Here is a 17,597-nt window from a genome sequence, read left to right on the forward strand (position 1 = left end):
ATGTTAAGAGGCATATTGACACGAAATCTGCCAAAATATCTATCTGTCGGGAGTATTTTGCAATTTGGAGCGATTGTGATAGTTCTTACCTCCAGCGATAACTGCCTGAAAACCCGTAGTTTTATAGTTTATTTATTTATCTAAAAGAAAACTGCTGTATATCTAAAGTTGAGGAGCAGTTTAAAATGATTCTCTCTCAAGAGTCATGAAAGTAACTTGTTTAAACAGCTAAATTAAAAAGGTTAATCCATTAATAATCATAAATAACTTATCGAAACTTCAAAGCTTTAAGATCCATACATCTATTATGTAGCATTAGTTTAAGTCGGGGTTTAAATGCCCTTCTGAAATGTCAAAAATGTTTTAATGTGTGAATTTTGAATTGTTAATAGTGATTTTATTACAGAAAATCTAATGTTATTTTTTATTTCAAATAGCAAGGATATGATAAATAGCTTTTCCTTAAAAAATGTACGAAAAACCATTCTTTGGTTTATCTGGCTGGGATTCGTTACTTATACTATATTGCTAGCCCCAGTCGATCAACCTGACACATGGTCTTTAGGATGGAAGATTTTAACGCTTCAATGGGAAGAACTTAACGCCATATTTTTTGGGTAGTTGCTCTTTTTCCCTTATTTGGGCCATTAGTATATCTGTGTTTACGTCCCTCATTACCAGAAAGTTTTTTAAAAGAGTGTCACGCCACAGCAAATAGCCCCTTATGACAATGCTACTCTTCTTCATCCAAAGGTAAAAGCGTGACTAAATCAGCCAAAATGCAGTTGTCTAATTTAATGGCCTAGGCGCAGCCCGCCGTAGGCATCGCTTCCTCAATAGTCCTAATATCTCCAATGTGGTACTGTAGCTTGGGTTGCTGATGTGGGCTAGCGTAGATTGGGGCAAACTACTTAGTTTATATCAACCTATTTTATACTTTCTTTATACTGGCTTGATAGTTACTACTTTTAAGATAGTTAAACTTTATATTCTAAAATAGACTTTACATAGTTATTATTATTTAGAAAAATATTTTAGTCTACTTCATCATTTCTTAAATTAAAATTCCTTGATAATACTCATGTAGTAACAGATTAAGTGATTGATATTAGAGAAGTAGTTGATAAATCGAACTTGTCTAATATCATGAATAAGAAATGGGCTGTTAAACGACTTACAATCAATCTCACATCAGGTGAGGCCGATAAATTGGAAAAATATTGCTCAAGCACTGGTAGACCCGCAACCGATGTAATTCGGGAATTAATTCGCTCTCTTGCGACTGAAGATGAAGAGTAAAAAACTCAAAAAAAAAGTAAATCACACTGGATAAAAACTTAACCAAGAGAAAGAATGAAAGTTTCAATGAGCTTGATGTTAGACAAGACTTGTGACAGATTTCGGCAAATTGGCAACTAATGTTGTGCTGTTGGATCTTCAATGGAGATATCAACAGCGTTAGACAGTGAAGAAGTTGTGGTTTGAAACACAGCTTTAACCCTACATCACTTCTCCCTCTGTATGCCAGTTGTTGTGTGAGTGCTGTTAAACGCCTCTACATGATTGATACAGTACTCACAATTCAGTTCCCGCTCTACAACTGGCTAGAAATGACATCAAAACTACATAGAAGCAGGCTTTTTTGAGAATGAAGCATTATTTGCGTTTTGGAGTACAAAGCGATCGCATTATCGCACCCTCTGTCCCAATAGCGTAGTTAATTGCCCAACTATCGAACTTCTGAAGAATATCGAAAGCCGTGTGTTTATCAACTTGTAAATCACAGAGGACTGCGATCGCATAAATTATAGCGGTTCTCGTTTACCTGGGGTACACCCTACACTTTGTGATATAATTTTATACCGCATCTGAAAAGGTCATTTTGAGGGTTTCTCAAGCTCTGATTTTCTAATTAGCAGGTAAAAGTCACAGAAAGTTATTATAAAATAACATTTATGGAACCTTCTGGAACTCTTGCTGGTTTAGATATTCTGGTAGTTGAGGATGATGATGATACTCGCTTCTTCATCACTACTGTCTTGGAAATGGATGGAGCAAAAGTTATCGCAGTAATATCAGCAGATGCGGCACGTAAAGTTTTATCTGAATTGCAACCCGATGTTTTAATTTCTGATATTGGGCTACCTGGAGAGGATGGGTACACTTTCATCCGCAAAATTCGTGCGCTCAAACCAAAGCATGGTGGACGAGTCCCGGCTATTGCTTTAACAGCCTTTGCTGATAGTGAGGATCGTATTCGGGCTTTGGAAGGTGGCTTTAACACTCATGTATCTAAACCGATTGATCCTGAAGAACTAGTTGAGATAGTGGCTAGTTTGGTTGGTTCTTGTAATTGGTAATTATGAAGCCTCGTAGGCGATCGCTCTCTTGAAGTGACAGCATTTGATTAGGGCTATTTGATTCTATACATAAACCGCCCAGAACTAAAGTTCTTTCGCTATACGCCTGGTGAATTCATTCTGAGGCGGGCTAGATGAGAATGAAATAGCCCTGACATTTGATCGAATAATCGATTTTTTTACCCTTGCATGATTTCTACTTCTCTAAAGGGTTACCAACGAATTCAAGCCATTTTGTTCCTCAATTTACTTAATTCGGTTCAAGCTTAAAAGTCTGGTTTCTGCCTACTAAAAAAGAAATAGTCTTTATGCAATAGACCTCTTGCAAAAGTCTCTAACACCCCACTCCCAATCCCTCCCCGATATTTTGGGGATGGGAGCGTAAGTTTACTCAAATGCGGGGTGGGGTTCTTTATTTTTGATTTATGCAAGAGGTCTAATTATTTCTATCCAATGGTTTTAACCTCTGTGAACAATTACTGCATTTTTAGATACACAGGACTTACGCAAAAACTTTCTCAAACTCTTATTCCTCTGTGTTCTCTGCGTCCTCTGCGGTTCGTTTTTTGGTCATTTTGCGTAAGTCCTAATACAAATGAAATTATAAAGAAAACTAACAGTAGCTAAATTTCTTAAAATACTACTAAAGAGCTAAGACGGATTCCTGTAATTTAGGTAAGATATCCTTATTTGTTTTAATACTGATGTTCATATAAGACTTAATAGCTAGGAGATTTTCAATGAATTCTAGAAAGTTAGGCAAACAAGGACTGGAAGTTTCACAACTGGGACTTGGTTGTATGGGAATGTCGGAATTTTACAGTGGTCGTGATGAATCTGAAGCGATCGCCACTATCCATCGTGCTTTGGATCTTGGAGTCAATTTTCTCGATACTGCTGATATGTATGGGCCTTTCACTAATGAGCAATTAGTAGGTAGAGCAATTAAGGATCGTCGAGAGCAAGTAGTATTAGCAACCAAGTTTGGTAATGTTCGTACCGAAGAAGGTGGTTGGAAAGGAGTTAATGGCAGTCCCGAATATGTCCAAACAGCTTGTGATGCTTCACTTAAACGTTTGGGAGTAGAGGTTATTGACCTGTACTATCAACATCGAGTTGATCCAAAGGTGCCAATCGAAGATACTGTAGGGGCAATGGCTGAGTTAGTACAGGCTGGTAAAGTGCGGTATTTAGGGCTGTCGGAAGCTGCTCCAGCGACAATTAGACGGGCTGCGGTAGTTCATCCAATTACCGCGCTACAAACAGAGTATTCTTTGTGGAGCCGCGATCCAGAAGATGAAATTTTAGCTACTATCCGAGAACTAGGAATTGGTTTTGTTGCTTATAGTCCTCTTGGTCGTGGGTTATTATCGGGAGCTATCACCCGTCCTGAAGACCTTGCAGCAGATGATGTTCGGAGAAATCATCCCCGTTTTCAGGGCGAGAATTTCTCTAAAAACCTGCAATTAGTTGAAAAAGTCAAGGAAATCGCTGATGAAAAAAAAGTCACACCTAGCCAACTTGCTTTGGCTTGGCTACTGGCTCAAGGTGAAGATATTGTGCCGATTCCTGGTACAAAGCGACGCACTTATTTAGAAGACAACATCGCCGCAACTGAGATTGTTCTAACTAAAGATGACCTCAGTCGGATTGAAGCAATAGCAGTAAAGGGGATTACCGCAGGCGATCGCTACCCTGATATGAGTACTGTTAATCGTTAAGGAAGATCCAAAAAATAAAAGCTTTCTTCCGTTTCAAAGATATTGTTGCCAAAACCAGGATATTTTGCGGCTTTCGCCCCCGTAAGGGGGCTGATGTCCTTTCTGGCTAAAGTATTTATCATTTAGACCGCAGTTCTTGCTAAAGTTCTCGCTGGGGGAAGCGACTCCCCACCTATCGCGCACCACGTAAATAATTTCAAAAATCAAATACGAGTAATTTAATTTTTGGCTTCGTTACAAAACGTAATTGCTCTCTTCGTAGCGTAAAGCATTCTCTTCGAGACGCTGCGCTTTTAGCGTCTCGTAAAGAGCATCATTACGAAGTGCGAATTGTTTAAATTTCCTCACAAGTTTCTCATATTTAAATACTATAGTAAAAATATAGACACATTGTTTTAAATATTTACGGCCTTGTCAACTGGCTACCCTGATTTGCAATAAAACTTTTATTAACAGGATTAGAGAAAAATATGAACTACTGTCCTTGCTGTTCAAGTCTACTTTTAGAACATGTACGCGGTGCAGAAAGTTACTGGTTTTGTCGCCACTGCTGGCAAGAAATGCCTGTTTATAATCTGAACCAATCCAGTTCATTCACGGATGCTGTCAAGGGAAAACTATCTAGAAAACCTGAACAAGAAAAACGTAGAAATACTACTGTTTACGCAAGCCAATGGCAATCTATCACCGAATGGATAGGGCTACAAGAATTGTCTGCCTAATCCTAAGGAAAGTGGATTAAACCAATTCGCAATTCGCACTCTTGCCTCCGGCACGCTTCACGTTAAGCCAAGCGTTGCCGCAGGCTTTACGCAAAATACAAAACTTCATCAATTATCTAGCTTCCCTCTCCAATATATCGGAGAGGGATTGAGGGTGAGGTAAGCCACGGACATAACCGCATATAAGTGGCTCCCCAACCTACACCAGAGTGATTTTTTAGGGAAAACCTACGCAGTATTGTAACTGAACTGTATTGGTTTATAACCCCCAACTTAATTCGAGAGTTTTTAGTGTTTAAAAATTAATTTTTAATTTTAATTTTATGGAGATGCGGCTAATAAGATTTAGCCTCTAAATGCAGCCTTAATCGTCTTCCCATGATTCGTGATTCAGGAGGTCAATAATTCTATCTCTAAGCAAAAATTCGTTTTTTTCTAACTCCAGTTCAAAATTAACCCACTCACAATGAGGAATATATTTACAGAGAGTATAAATTGATTGCTGACGGTTAACAAGTCTTTTTTTAACAAGTTGAAGTGCTTCTTGCTTAATCACCTCAATGTAATATTTAACTGTAGTGTTCATAGCTTGTTCCTTTGTTTTGAATCAAGGAATTAAAAGTCAAAGCAACTATTGTTTTGACTCTCTCTTAAACTTATCAAATAAAATTGGCGAGAATTGTGAAGAATTAAGAACTCTAGCACAACATAAACACTAAGAGAGGATGTAGATGCTCTCCGTGCGACTTGCCAAAAGGTAAGCTAGGGTAAAGAACATTCTCCAAAAAGCTTATACTATGTTTTTGAATCTTGATAAAGTTCGGCAATATTTTCCTGCCCTAGCTGGTGAATGGACTTTTTTTGATAATGCTGGCGGTTCACAAACCCTGAAAAAGGTAGTAGATAGAATTAGCGAATTCCTTTTAAGTTCTAATGTCCAGTTGGGAGCTTCTTATGCAGTTTCTGAACTTGCAGGAGAACGATTGGCTTTAGCAACTAGGGGAATGGCTACTTTGATTAACGCCAATTCTTATAAAGAAGTGGTTATGGGACCATCTACTACAATGATGTTGAAAGTTCTTTCTATTTGTCTAGGCCAAACTTTTACGCCTGGTGATGAAATTATTGTGACTAATTGTGACCATGAGTCCAATATTGGTGCTTGGATGGCTCTCGAAAAACAAGGAATGAAGGTTAAAGTGTGGCAAATTCGCCCAGATACCTTGGAACTTGATTTAGCAGATTTAGAACCATTGATGAGTCAGCGGACAAAACTAGTAGCTTTGACTCATGCTTCTAATGTTCTGGGAACCATCAATCCTATCAAAGAAATTGCTGCATTTGTACACGATCGCAACGCGATGATCTGTGTAGATGGTGTAGCTTATGCACCCCACAGGTTAGTGGATGTCCAAGATTTAGATGTTGATTTTTATACTTTGAGTTGTTATAAAGTTTACGGGCCACATCATGCTTTACTTTATGGCAAAGAAGAACATTTATTAAGATTACCTGGTCTTAACCATTATTTTATTGAGCAGACAGATATACCTTATAAATTTCAGTTAGGGAATGTCAATTTTGAATTAAGTTATGGAATGTTGGGTTTATGTGATTATCTAAGTGAATTAGCACAACTGCACTACGGCGATCAAACTGCACCTGATTTGAGAAATCAAATGGTGCAAGCGTTTGATTTAATTAGCATACATGAAGAACAGATTAGCGATCGCCTCTTAAATTACCTCAACAATAAGTCTAATGTGCGAGTAATTGGTCAATCAAAAGCTAACCGTAAATTCCGTGTACCAACTATATCTTTTGTAGTAGATGGAATGAATAGCTCAACCATTCCAAAAAAAATTGACCAACATCATATTGCGATTCGTTACGGAGATTTTTATGCTAAACGGCTGATTGAATACCTGGGTTTAGCCTCGCAAGGCGGAATACTCCGCGTGAGTATGGTGCATTACAACACCCTTGAGGAAGTTAACAGTTTGATTGAGGCTTTTGAGCAGGTATTTTAAAACTGGGGATTGGGGATTGCTTATTTCTGTCTTGTCTCCTTGTCCCCATTCTCTATTATCAGTTACTAAGCTGCAAAACTTGCACCTCTTCTTGTGGGTAAATTAATGTTTTACCCACCGGGAGAACAGCTAAAGCATTTGTTTGAGCTAAATTAATTAAATTGCCGGAACTTTGACTACCATCAGCTTGATAAAATTCGTAAACTCCATCAATTAAATGCAATTTACCCCAAAGGTAAGTTTCGCGCTTGCCGTTCGATCGCAACTCATGATGCGATCGCACTTTCAAAAACACTGGTTCCCAACATAAAGTAATTCCCGAAAGTTTCTTGATTGCTGGTAGCACAAACCGCCAAAATGTCACCAACGCAGCAGCAGGGTTTCCTGGTAAACCAAAGTAGAGTGGGGAGTGGGGAGTGGGGAGTGTGGCGACGGTGAGGGGTTTTCCTGGCCTCATTTCTACAGAGCGAATGTGGATTTTTGCTTTTAGTGACTCTAAAATTTTATCAACAAAGTCATAATCTCCTACTGAGACACCACCAGAAGAGAGAACTATATCAGCGATCGCAACGGCGTGGGCAATAACTTTCTCTAAAGCAACTCGATCGTCTTTGACTATGCCTAAAAGTATTGGTTCTGCGCCACTTTGTCTTACTAAAGCTGCTAGTGCATACTGATTAGAATCCACAATTTGCCCCGGTTGCAACGGTTGATCGAGTGTCATCAACTCATCACCAGTAGAAAAAATGGCCACACGCGGACGGCGGTAAACACTTAATTGCGGACATTGTAATGCTGCTAATACGGCAATTTCTGGAGCATTTAACTTAATTCCTGCTGGTAGTAACTGTGTTCCAGATTGATAAAAAGATGCTTTGTGTCTGACAAATTCTTGCGGTTTTGGCGCATCCAGGATAAATACACGGTTTTGCTCGCGGCGTGTCTTTTCTTGCATGACTACAGTATCCGCACCTGCTGGAATCACCGCACCTGTGAAAATCCGCGCGGCTTGCCCCGGTTGAATTGTAGACTTGGGCTGATACCCAGCCGGAATATCTTCAACAATTTCTAAAACGGCTGGGTTTTCGCTGCTATGCTGTACATCTTCGTAGCGAACTGCGTAGCCATCCATTGCCGAATTATCCCAATGGGGAAAATCTAGCGGACTAGTTACAGGTACTGCCAAAATCCGACTATCTGCTATTAATAAATCGACAACTTCTGTATCACGCTGAGGATCTAACGGTTGTACTAAATTTAAAATAATTGCTTGTGCATCGCTGACTGATACCATAGCGATCGCCTCCGACTTTTAGATTTTAGATTTTAAATTATGGATTGAATTTCTGCTTGAGGCTAAATCCCAAACTACACACTGTTAGTAAACCTATAATCATGCTTCCTTCGGGGACTTTAGATAGCTGAACTGAATTGTTCTTTCCAGTTAAAGTTGAACTCAGCAGCATAAGCTAGGTTGTTAGTGCTTATAGCGATCGCTAACCCTAAAGCAGTAGTTGTCACTATTTTTGTAAACAGATGTGTCATAGATACAACTTCCAAAATTATTAAAATTCAGTTTCTACAACAATACAATATTAGGACTTACGCACAAATAACGGAAAATCGAACCTTATTAGGCACAGAGAAGCCAGTGCGCCCTTGCGGTTAAGAGACTTGAAGCAACTGGCGCGACACGGAGTAATAAGAGTTTGAGAGGTATTTTCTGTAAGTCCTGAATATTTCTCAAAAACAGAATGAAAGCTCAAGTCATATCAGTTAAAAATTGATAACTGTTGATTGTTCACTGATTTAACGAACTATGTTCAGTTTAAGTCAAGAGTCTAAGAAGGGCAGCGCGAATTGAATGCCTCAGCTAAATCGCACGTTGTAATGCGAGTCCCAAACCGTCCCCACAACAGCACTCAACTCTTAGAGAGGCTTTGTGCGTTCGTCACAAAACGTAATTACGAATTACGAATTACGAATTACGAATTATTTAACGCCACCCTAAAAACCGCAATCCAGGGACAATTAGGTAGTAACTCACTCCTAACCAGAAGCTAATAAAAACGCCTACAGAACCAAAAAAAATCAGAGGTAACTGTAACTCTGACCAGGTTGGTTGACTAGAGAATTGGAAAATCGGAGGCGCTAACCTGAAAAGAATCAAAACTGCATAGGCGATCGCACTACCAAAGGCAGCGAAGACAGCGTACACTATGTGATGGCTGCGGAGTCCTAAACTTAAGGTGAGTAGGCAAACTCCCACTAAAATTACTGCCACTAAACCCTCACCGCTATCTTTGGGTGTCATTAATTGCAAAATCAACCAGCCGAAGCCATAGCTAATCATCCCCATCAGCGAGGCTACTAAAAAGCGCCGATGTTGACCAAAACACCCGGATACTGTCAGTCCCCAAGCAGTTCCCCAGCCGGCGGCGACGAATACCAAAATATCTGCCCCAAAGACGTGTTGAGTATTTGGTACTAATTGGTTTTGCTGACTCCAAATAAATTCCACAACCTGACGACCCAAGCTGGTGTGATATGCCAAAATAAAACCAGCGATCGCACCAAAACAAGCGCCAACATAAGCCAGGATCATCGCCCAAATCGTCGCCAAACAAGCTAGGAAAATTTTGATAATTGTCTGAGCGATAAAAATAACGGTTTTAGTTACAGCTTGGCTAAAGTTAGCTAAAACTTGTTCAATAGCTTGTATTAGCTGGGTAAATCTTTGGTAAACTTGCGTTGAGCCTTGCTTAAGGTTGTCTCGCAGTTGGGCAAATAATCCTGGTGGCGGTAATGGTTGAGAAATCTTCGCCAAACGTTTTTGAATTATAGCTGCATTTGCTGGACGCGATCGCACATCCTCTTGCACCATCTCATCCAGCAAAGAAGCTAATTGGGGGTTGACATTTACCGTAGTTCGCCAGTCCAATTTCCCCGTTTGCTGATCTTCCAACTCTGGCGGGTACTTGCCTGTTAATAGTTCAATCACCGTTCGACCAAGGGCATAAAAATCGGCACTTGGCCCGACAATCCCGCCAATCACCTGTTCTGGTGGACTGTACCCAGAAGAAAATAATCGCGTGGAACTAGACTGAGAACGCAGCTTAGAGGCGCTAAATTGTTTCGCCCCGCCAAAATCAATTAATACTAAGCGATCGCCCCCTGTTTGCCCTTGATACGGGGTTAAAGATGGCGAAGAACTGCCTAGCATTAAATTAGAAGGTTTGATATCGCGGTGAAGAATCTGACGTTTGTGTAATTCTTGTAAAATCTGTACAGTTTGGGCAAACCAGTTTAAAACCAAATCCTCTGGACATCCTTGGGGAAACTTTTTTAATATCTCCTCTAAAGTGCGTCCATTGATTTTTTCCATTACCAGACAAGGTAGTTGGTGCGGTTTGGGGTTAAACAGTTGTACCTGAAAATAGCCTTCGGCATCGACTCTGGGGACACCGGGATGGTGCAAACTAGATAAAACCGCCGCTTCTTGGGTAAATAACTCCAGTGCCTTTGGTGAATTTTCTACTAACACCTTCAACACTTTCTCTGTTTGAGTTTTTTCATCCCAAACCGTGTAAATTTGAGCAAATCCTCCCGACCCCAAAGCCTGAAGTGGAACATAGCGGTCTAACAGTTCTAGCGGTGCGCCACAACTGTTGCAAAATTTGTTTCCCCAAGGCTGAGGATAAGGACGTTGACAATCAGGATTTATACAGTGAACCGCCCTCTGAGTGATGTGGGACACAACCGCTACAATACAAAGGCTGACTTGATTTTAGCGTTTCTTTAGGTTTCCTGATTTTAAAATAGGCAAAAGGAAAACCCTCATAGATTCTATGAAGGCATTTGTTTATATGTATGTCATCTGGTAGGGGCTTGTCTTTGCCATGCCCCTACGAGAAATCTATACGCATCAAGACTTTCGTGAATTGTTATTAGTTACGAAAACTTCTCTTACTCTGCCTGTGCTTGGCAACTTCTTTGCGCTTACGTTTTTCTAGGGGTGTTTCAAAATGACGATGCTTTCTCATGTCTGGAAAAATTCCAGCCTTGGAAACTTCTCGCTTAAATCGCCGTAAGGCTGACTCAATGTGTTCATTGTCACCTACGATTACTTGGGTCATTATTTCTCCTAACTAAGTTGACTTCATCAATGGCTATGGAAACAGTAACATTACAAAAAAAAGACAGACACCTTGTCTGACCTTAAGACTCTAGGTAAATTTTTTTTGTTTCCAACCTTAGTAGCGGTTGCGTCCACCACCGCCGCCGCCGCCGCCGTATCCTCCTCTACCACCACCACCAAAGGAACCTCTGTCTCCTCTATCTTCTTTAGGTTTAGCCTTATTCACCTTCAGGTCACGACCCATCCACTCAGCACCATCGAGAGCTTCTATGGCAGCTGCTTCTTCAGCTTCGGTTCCCATTTCCACAAAAGCAAAGCCGCGTGGACGACCTGTTTCACGGTCAGTAGGTACTTGAACCCGTTTTACAGTACCATATTCTGCAAAAATACCACTTAAATCTTCTTGTGTAACGTCATAAGAGAGGTTACCTACATAAATTGACATCGATTCTCTCCAAAATCATCACTGTGTAGAGATTTTAATTTCTCTGAGTAGTCTGTAAATACTAAAAGGAAAAAGCCTTTCAATACTAAAATCAAAGACATCACCAAATTAACTCTCCTAATCTAGGATGACATACGAGCCAACTCTCTGCATCCATCTGCATCCAGTAGATAATTAACTAGTGATGCGATCGCACTTAGGCGATCGTCTGCCCCCACTTCCCATAAGCACAGCCCACCGCAAAAAAGGGTTGGAAATGGAAAAAGATAAATCCTGTAGGGTGATAAAGGAAATCAGACATGCAGGGGCGCATCTTTAATATCCGAATTGAACGATTAACCAAAAGTATTACTCCCAAATTTTAATATGAAAGGCAAAGTCAGGCAACAAATAAAGGCTATAAGTAGGTAGGCAAGATAAAACTAAACTATCTAACGAAAAGTAAAATCTCTGTATTTAGCTCGTAGTTGCGCTATCTTCGCTAAAGCGCAACTACGAGCCAGTGATGATTATTTGCGCCCACTTATTTATCACCTTTCCAAGCTGTTTCCAATTCGGCTTTGACAATTTGAGCAGCCTGATCTTTGCCCAATGCTTGTAAACTTGTCTGCAAGCCAAATAGAGAACCCCCATTATGGGGATACTTTTTTAGATCGGCACGAAAGACTTTCTCAGCCTCTTTATAGTCACCTTTAGCCAAAAGCACAGCGCCCAAAGATTCCCGTGTGGAAAAGTACCAGTCTGGTGGTTCTACGTAATCTAGGGTATCTTCTACTGCCACTGCTTTTTCTAACAATAAAATTGCAGATTCATAATCATGCTTTTCTTTAGCAATTTTGGCGTCTAGAACTTTTGAGGCAATGTCTAAAATGCGACTGGCGGGACTGAAGCCAATGGTAGCTTCGGTAGAAATTCCCTGTTTGGCGGCAACTAATGCCTGACTTTGGCTTACTGCATCTTCAAGTTTGCCTGTGGCTGCGCTTGCCATGCCGCGAGCAAAATGCCAAAGTGCTGTGGTAGTAGGCAATTTAGCATCGGGGGCGGGAGTTTTTAAGATGGCATCCCAATCACTAAAGCGTGTCTGAATCAGCATTTTGCTGCCCAGGAATCCCTCAAGCATTGGTGCATACGGGTCAATTGCCGTAGCATTTGCAACTAACGTCTCGGCGGCTTGGAGAGCATCTTTATATTTTCCTGCCATGCTACTGGCCACCATGAGAAAATATATGTTGTGGTTGTAGTACATCATCGGGTAAGTACCCTGGACAAGATATTTTTTGATGTAAATATCATCTTGAGCGATCGCCTGCTTGTTTGCCTGCATTGCCCCTTCATAATCTCCCACACGAAAATAAATATGACTTGGCATGTGTACTAAGTGTCCCGCCGTTGGTGCTAGGGTTCCTAGTCGTTTGGCACTTACAATGGCCCGTTCTGGGAAAGGCGAGGCTTCCATTGCATGAATATAGTAATGATTAGCTCCGGTATGATTTGGGTTACGTTTGAGAACAGATTCTAAAATAGCCACAATTTCTTCTGTATCTGGCTGTGGCTTGCCATCCGATGTCCAGTGCTGCCAAGGATGCAAATCCATCAAGCTTTCAGCGTAAAGCGTCGCCGCATCCAAATCATCAGGATAGCGCTTAACTAGGGTTGCCATTGCTTTTGTGTAGTTAAGCGCTAGTTTATACAAGTCTGCATCAGGATTTTGGGAGTAACGTTTTGCTAAGGTGGTAATATAGTCTCGTTCTTGGGCAGATGCTTGGGTGGAAAGTGCCAAAGCTTGGTGTATTGCTTCGTAAGCAGCTAATTCTCGGTTGGGGTCGATTGCTAAGTTAATATTAGGGCCTAGAGCTAGAGCAATACCCCAATATGCGATCGCTAAATGTGGATCGAGTTTGGCAGCGTATTGAAAAGAACGCACCGCCTCATCATGATTGAAAGCGTAAATTAAATTTAATCCCTGATCGAAAAACTCTTGCGCTTGGGGATTAGAAGTAGAAACTGGATGGTGGATTGTCCCAACTCCAGATATTAAACTATAGGGCTGTCTTGCTTGAGCGTAGACGCGAAGCGGCTTGTCGTCTGCGATCGCTACATTAGGAGCAACTAAAGAGAGTATAAGCACCCAAACTATAAATAAGTACTTCATTGTCTATATTCTTTTGTTCAAGCTATTTTTTAAGAATTTATGCGACATTTTTTAATGTATTATGTTAATTATTAACCTTAAATTCTAAATACATACAAGTACACAAACCTATAATTTGACCTAAAAATATAGAAGTAGCTAATATTATTTTATACATATTCTGAACGTTAAAATTGTATTTATCATATAAGAACAACTCTATCAAAATTCCAAAAGGTATCATTGCTATAAATAAAAACAATGCTACAAGGATACCTATAAGACTGCCCATTAAAATAGCTAAAAATAATTTAATAATAATTCTTAACGCTTTTCTGATATTTGGCATCAACTCATTTTTAGTAAATATTTAATATTTTATAGCTTAAGTCTATATCTACAAAAAGAAGACTGTTACTCAAAGTAAGTATCGATAATTTTCTGACGGAAGTCCAGCGACTATGCCTTCATTTATATTAGATAAAATGCACAACCTATCTCTCAACTGTACCTCACTAGACCAGGAAACGCTATTAGCCAGGTTGCAGTTTATCAGCATCACTATCTACCTGAAGTTATAAATTATTTTGTCTCAAGATAGAACAATATAATGATACCTTTCCCTCTTTTGGATATTAATTGAAGTCTTAAGATGAATTTAACCTTTAAATAATTATGTACAACGGACACAAATATTCTTCATAAAAACATCGTCAGATAGAAGAATTAAAACTTGTCTAAAAGTAATCTATAGATATTGCAGCGCTTTTCGAGCAAGCAACAAAAAACTAATCAACATTTAACATCATTTAGGAACAAAGAATATGAGTATCGAAGATAAAGCAAAAGCTGTTGCTAAAAATGTCGAAGGTAAAGTACAAGAGGCGGTTGGTGAAGTAACTGGCGATCCTAAAGATAAAGCTGAAGGTAAAGCGAAACAAGCTGAAGCCCAAGTTCGCCACACAACTGAGAATATCAAAGATGAAGTTAAAAAGACTTTAGATTAGCAAAGGCGGAAGTTTCCCTACCTTTAATAAGTTGCTCAAGTAGGGGCAATTCATGAATTGCCCCTACAAGTCTTGTTAATTGTGATTGTAGCTGGATTTGCGCCGTAAGTAGGTAAGCAAGATAAAACTAAACTATATATATAACGAAAAGTAAAATCTTTGTATTTGGCTCGTAGTTGCGCTTTAGCGCTAAAGGGCAACTACGAACCAGTGATGATTATTTGCGCCCACTTACTGACTGTACTTGGTGAAACTTTATTTAGAAAGAAGGTGTAGCTTAAATAATTATTTACTGAACCTTTTCCCTTTTTTTAATCTGTGTTTTAACTGAGATTTTTAGGCATTTGGATAAAAGCGATCGCAAAATATTTTCTCAAGCTATCATTGATTTTTTCAAAAGTGCTAATTCCTGATTAATCTTATATTTACCAGAAACATAATTCAGCCGTCAGGAGTCAGAATTAATGCTAAATTCTGTTTCGAGAAGTAATAATTTTTAGTTTTCGCCTGCTACAGGTAGACGGATAGTGAATGTGCTACCTTGTCCTGGTTCAGATGTAACATCGATTGTGCCTTGATGTGCTTCAATAATACAGCGAGATAGATATAGTCCTAAACCACTACCAGAACGTTGGTGTTTACCTTGGCGAAATCGCTCGAATAATATTGCCTGATCTGGTTTAGAAATTCCTGGACCTGTATCTTGGATATCAATATTTACAGCTACCGGAGTAAGATAGCAGCGAATATCTATAGAACCTTTGTCTGTAAATTTTATGGCATTGCCGATGATATTTGTCAAAACTCGCCGCAGTTCTACGCGATCGCCCATGACGGTGCTTGGAGTTTTGCCTTTATCAAGGTTTACAGCTAATCCTTTTTCTTCAGCTAAGGGAGTTAATTCTTGAGAAACTTCATTAACTAATTCCTGAATATTGCAGGGAGAAATTTTTAAGGTTTTGCAGCCCGCTTCATGACGATAAACTTCTAGCAAGGTATTTACCATTTCCAGCAGGTCTTGATTACTGCCAATCATGGTATCAATTATTTCTTGCAATTGTGGCGAAACATCGCAAAATCTGCCTTCCAGCAATAATTTTAATATGCGGTTGGAGGCTACTAGTGGGATGCGTAAATCGTGAGTAAAACGCGAGACAAAATCTGCCCGGAGGTTAGCCATCTGATCTCGTTCGTCGATACTATGCTTGAGGCGCAGGAGCGATCGCACTCGTGCATGTAATTCATCAGGATCGAATGGTTTACGAATAAAGTCATCTGCACCAGCATCGAGTCCTTCTACAACGCTAGACGCATAGTGAGCCGTCAGCAACAAAATGGGGATAAATGGCAACGCCGGATTCTGCCGGATGCGTCGAGTGAATTCATACCCATCTATCTCCGGCATCATCACATCTAAGAGAATTATATCTGGTGGTGACTCTTCAACCATAGCCAGAGCAATTTTGCTATCTTCGACTAAGCTAATTTCATAGCCCTCATCTTCTAGGACTGCTTCTAGAACCAGTAAATTATCAAAAATATCATCGACAACCAGAATTTTATCTTTTTTGACAGTTTTAGTTAAAGACATGGCTAAATAAAAAAGAAGTGCTTGGCTCTCCCTCGCAAATCTAGTAATAGCTTACTTCACCAGCGCTGAGATTATTAAGGATTCATATTTTCGTTTAAAGTTTCCTAAATTAAAATCTAACTTTTTTAAGTAATTACACTGGGTTTTTATTGAATAAATGTATTAATATACTATTGTCTTAACAAATATCTTAGCCGTCTGATTATCCAAGCAATATCTGTGTCTGGGTCTTAGAGGATGTTTGTAAAGTCTTAATTCATACTAGCCCTGGCGACTAGAAGTCGCGGCTATACAGACAAAACCCACCTCCGTGGGTTTGAAACCCTTGATTTTCTCTTACTCCACGGAGGTGGACGTTGCTTGTGTAGTAGCGAATTTTATTCACCCAATACTTTTCAAAGATCCTCTTAGGGTAAGGTAGCTTAGTCACTTTTATATACATCATCGTAGCCACTCTAAGGGCAACTATTGACTTATTATTGTCATATCGAAAGTCTTGCTTTAGAAAAACTTCCGAGATAAGGTTATTTATGTCTAACGGTAGATGAAGTTAAGGGAACAATACCAACTACATTGCTTTTTGTATAAGATACCGAATAGAAGAACGAGATTATTTTAATCTGTACTTTAGATAGATAACAGTAAAGTTAAGTAACTATGAATGAAATCAAGATCCTCGTGATTGAAGATCACAACCTTACGAGAATCGGCTTACGGGCTGCCTTACAAACCCAGCCAGAGTTTAACATTGTTGGTGAAGCAGCCAATGCAGCCGATGGCATCAAGCTTTTGAAAACTCTAAAGCCGGATGTTGCTACTATTGACATCGGTTTGCCTGACATGGATGGTATTGAGCTAACACGCACATTTAGGCAATATCAAGCAGAGAATGAAGATTATACCACAAAACTGCTAATTTTAACCATGCAGAATAGCGAACAAGCAGTTTTAGCAGCATTTGCAGCAGGTGCAGATTCTTATTGCATGAAGGATATCGAAACTGAGAGACTAGTTGAGGCTGTGCGAACGACTTATGCAGGTAGCTCATGGATAGATCCAGCGATCGCAGACCTTATACTACAACAAATACGTCAAGATTTCCCCGATGGTAGCAGAGGCGCATCTGGAAAAAGAGTCTTGATTGAAGGCATTGACCCAGATGTTGAGAAAAGTATAGTCACCTATCCTTTAACTCATAGAGAGATGGATGTTTTAGAGTTGATTGTCGCCGGGTGTGACAATGCAGAAATTGCTAAAAGGCTCTATTTAACAGTCGGTACTGTAAAAACTCATGTTCGAGGTATTCTCAATAAACTCTGTGTTGCTGACCGCACACAGGCTGCCGTCCGTGCTTTGCGGGCTGGATTAGTACCGTGAGCAAGGAAGTAGCCATCATCAACTGCTTACAACAACAGATGAAAATCTTTTTTCCCCACTCCCCATTTTTAAGTC

General features: G+C 39.8%; 17 protein-coding genes. 7 read left to right on the forward strand and 10 right to left on the reverse strand.

Going from position 1 to position 17,597, the window contains the following annotated elements; all coding sequences use genetic code 11:
• Positions 1-1,146: 1,146 nt before the first annotated feature.
• The 4 genes from V7K73_RS07390 to V7K73_RS07405 all read left to right on the forward strand — a co-directional run bounded on the left by V7K73_RS07390 (position 1,147) and on the right by V7K73_RS07405 (position 4,803).
• Positions 1,147-1,299: a CopG family transcriptional regulator gene (locus tag V7K73_RS07390; protein WP_334878549.1), complete on the forward strand. Its 153-nt coding sequence runs from the start codon at positions 1,147-1,149 to the stop codon at positions 1,297-1,299.
• Between the two features lie 656 nt (positions 1,300-1,955).
• Positions 1,956-2,360 (forward strand): response regulator, encoded by a 405-nt coding sequence (locus tag V7K73_RS07395; protein ID WP_334878551.1) that lies wholly within the window; start codon positions 1,956-1,958, stop codon positions 2,358-2,360.
• Between the two features lie 740 nt (positions 2,361-3,100).
• Complete coding sequence (locus V7K73_RS07400) at positions 3,101-4,081, forward strand: aldo/keto reductase (RefSeq protein WP_334878553.1); 981 nt, start codon at positions 3,101-3,103, stop codon at positions 4,079-4,081.
• A gap of 470 nt (positions 4,082-4,551) precedes the next feature.
• Complete coding sequence (locus V7K73_RS07405; protein ID WP_334878555.1) at positions 4,552-4,803, forward strand: hypothetical protein; 252 nt, start codon at positions 4,552-4,554, stop codon at positions 4,801-4,803.
• A gap of 364 nt (positions 4,804-5,167) precedes the next feature.
• On the opposite strand, the gene V7K73_RS07410 is transcribed toward V7K73_RS07405, so the two are convergent.
• Positions 5,168-5,389 (reverse strand): DUF4327 family protein, encoded by a 222-nt coding sequence (locus V7K73_RS07410; RefSeq protein ID WP_334878557.1) that lies wholly within the window; start codon positions 5,387-5,389, stop codon positions 5,168-5,170.
• A 211-nt stretch (positions 5,390-5,600) separates the two neighbouring features.
• Between V7K73_RS07410 and V7K73_RS07415 the strand changes: the two genes are divergently transcribed.
• Positions 5,601-6,833: a cysteine desulfurase-like protein gene (locus V7K73_RS07415; protein ID WP_334878558.1), complete on the forward strand. Its 1,233-nt coding sequence runs from the start codon at positions 5,601-5,603 to the stop codon at positions 6,831-6,833.
• Between the two features lie 58 nt (positions 6,834-6,891).
• On the opposite strand, the gene V7K73_RS07420 is transcribed toward V7K73_RS07415, so the two are convergent.
• The 8 genes from V7K73_RS07420 to V7K73_RS07450 all read right to left on the reverse strand — a co-directional run bounded on the left by V7K73_RS07420 (position 6,892) and on the right by V7K73_RS07450 (position 13,896).
• On the reverse strand, positions 6,892-8,127 hold the full coding sequence (locus V7K73_RS07420) for a molybdopterin molybdotransferase MoeA (RefSeq protein WP_334878560.1): 1,236 nt from the start codon (positions 8,125-8,127) through the stop codon (positions 6,892-6,894).
• Positions 8,128-8,164: 37 nt separating this feature from the next.
• Positions 8,165-8,299: a PEP-CTERM sorting domain-containing protein gene (locus V7K73_RS29790; RefSeq protein ID WP_442936742.1), complete on the reverse strand. Its 135-nt coding sequence runs from the start codon at positions 8,297-8,299 to the stop codon at positions 8,165-8,167.
• A complete protein-coding gene (locus tag V7K73_RS07425; protein ID WP_334878562.1) occupies positions 8,247-8,378 on the reverse strand; it encodes a hypothetical protein in 132 nt (43 codons plus the stop codon). The genes V7K73_RS29790 and V7K73_RS07425 overlap by 53 nt, the downstream gene beginning before the upstream one ends.
• Positions 8,379-8,829: 451 nt before the next feature.
• A complete protein-coding gene (locus V7K73_RS07430) occupies positions 8,830-10,590 on the reverse strand; it encodes a serine/threonine protein kinase (RefSeq protein ID WP_334878564.1) in 1,761 nt (586 codons plus the stop codon).
• Positions 10,591-10,780: 190 nt separating this feature from the next.
• Entirely contained in the window at positions 10,781-10,969 is a 189-nt protein-coding gene (gene rpsU / locus V7K73_RS07435) for a 30S ribosomal protein S21 (protein ID WP_012407716.1), read from the reverse strand.
• A 117-nt stretch (positions 10,970-11,086) separates the two neighbouring features.
• Positions 11,087-11,416: an RNA recognition motif domain-containing protein gene (locus V7K73_RS07440; RefSeq protein ID WP_334878566.1), complete on the reverse strand. Its 330-nt coding sequence runs from the start codon at positions 11,414-11,416 to the stop codon at positions 11,087-11,089.
• Between the two features lie 523 nt (positions 11,417-11,939).
• A complete protein-coding gene (locus tag V7K73_RS07445) occupies positions 11,940-13,568 on the reverse strand; it encodes a tetratricopeptide repeat protein (RefSeq protein ID WP_334878568.1) in 1,629 nt (542 codons plus the stop codon).
• Between the two features lie 64 nt (positions 13,569-13,632).
• The gene (locus V7K73_RS07450; protein WP_334878570.1) at positions 13,633-13,896 is read right to left on the reverse strand and encodes a hypothetical protein; all 264 of its coding nucleotides are present in this window, start codon (positions 13,894-13,896) and stop codon (positions 13,633-13,635) included.
• 475 nt (positions 13,897-14,371) lie between these two features.
• Between V7K73_RS07450 and V7K73_RS07455 the strand changes: the two genes are divergently transcribed.
• On the forward strand, positions 14,372-14,554 hold the full coding sequence (locus V7K73_RS07455) for a CsbD family protein (protein WP_334878572.1): 183 nt from the start codon (positions 14,372-14,374) through the stop codon (positions 14,552-14,554).
• A gap of 496 nt (positions 14,555-15,050) precedes the next feature.
• Here V7K73_RS07455 and V7K73_RS07460 read toward each other — a convergent pair whose 3' ends face one another.
• Positions 15,051-16,145 carry a sensor histidine kinase gene (locus V7K73_RS07460; RefSeq protein WP_334878574.1) on the reverse strand — a complete coding sequence of 365 codons (1,095 nt, stop codon included), beginning with the start codon at positions 16,143-16,145 and terminating at the stop codon, positions 15,051-15,053.
• 657 nt (positions 16,146-16,802) lie between these two features.
• Here V7K73_RS07460 and V7K73_RS07465 point away from each other — a divergent pair.
• Positions 16,803-17,522, forward strand: coding sequence for a response regulator transcription factor (locus tag V7K73_RS07465; protein ID WP_334878576.1), 720 nt, complete (start codon positions 16,803-16,805; stop codon positions 17,520-17,522).
• Positions 17,523-17,597 lie beyond the last annotated feature (75 nt).

Source organism: Nostoc sp., from assembly GCF_036916975.1.
GTDB lineage: Bacteria > Cyanobacteriota > Cyanobacteriia > Cyanobacteriales > Nostocaceae > Nostoc.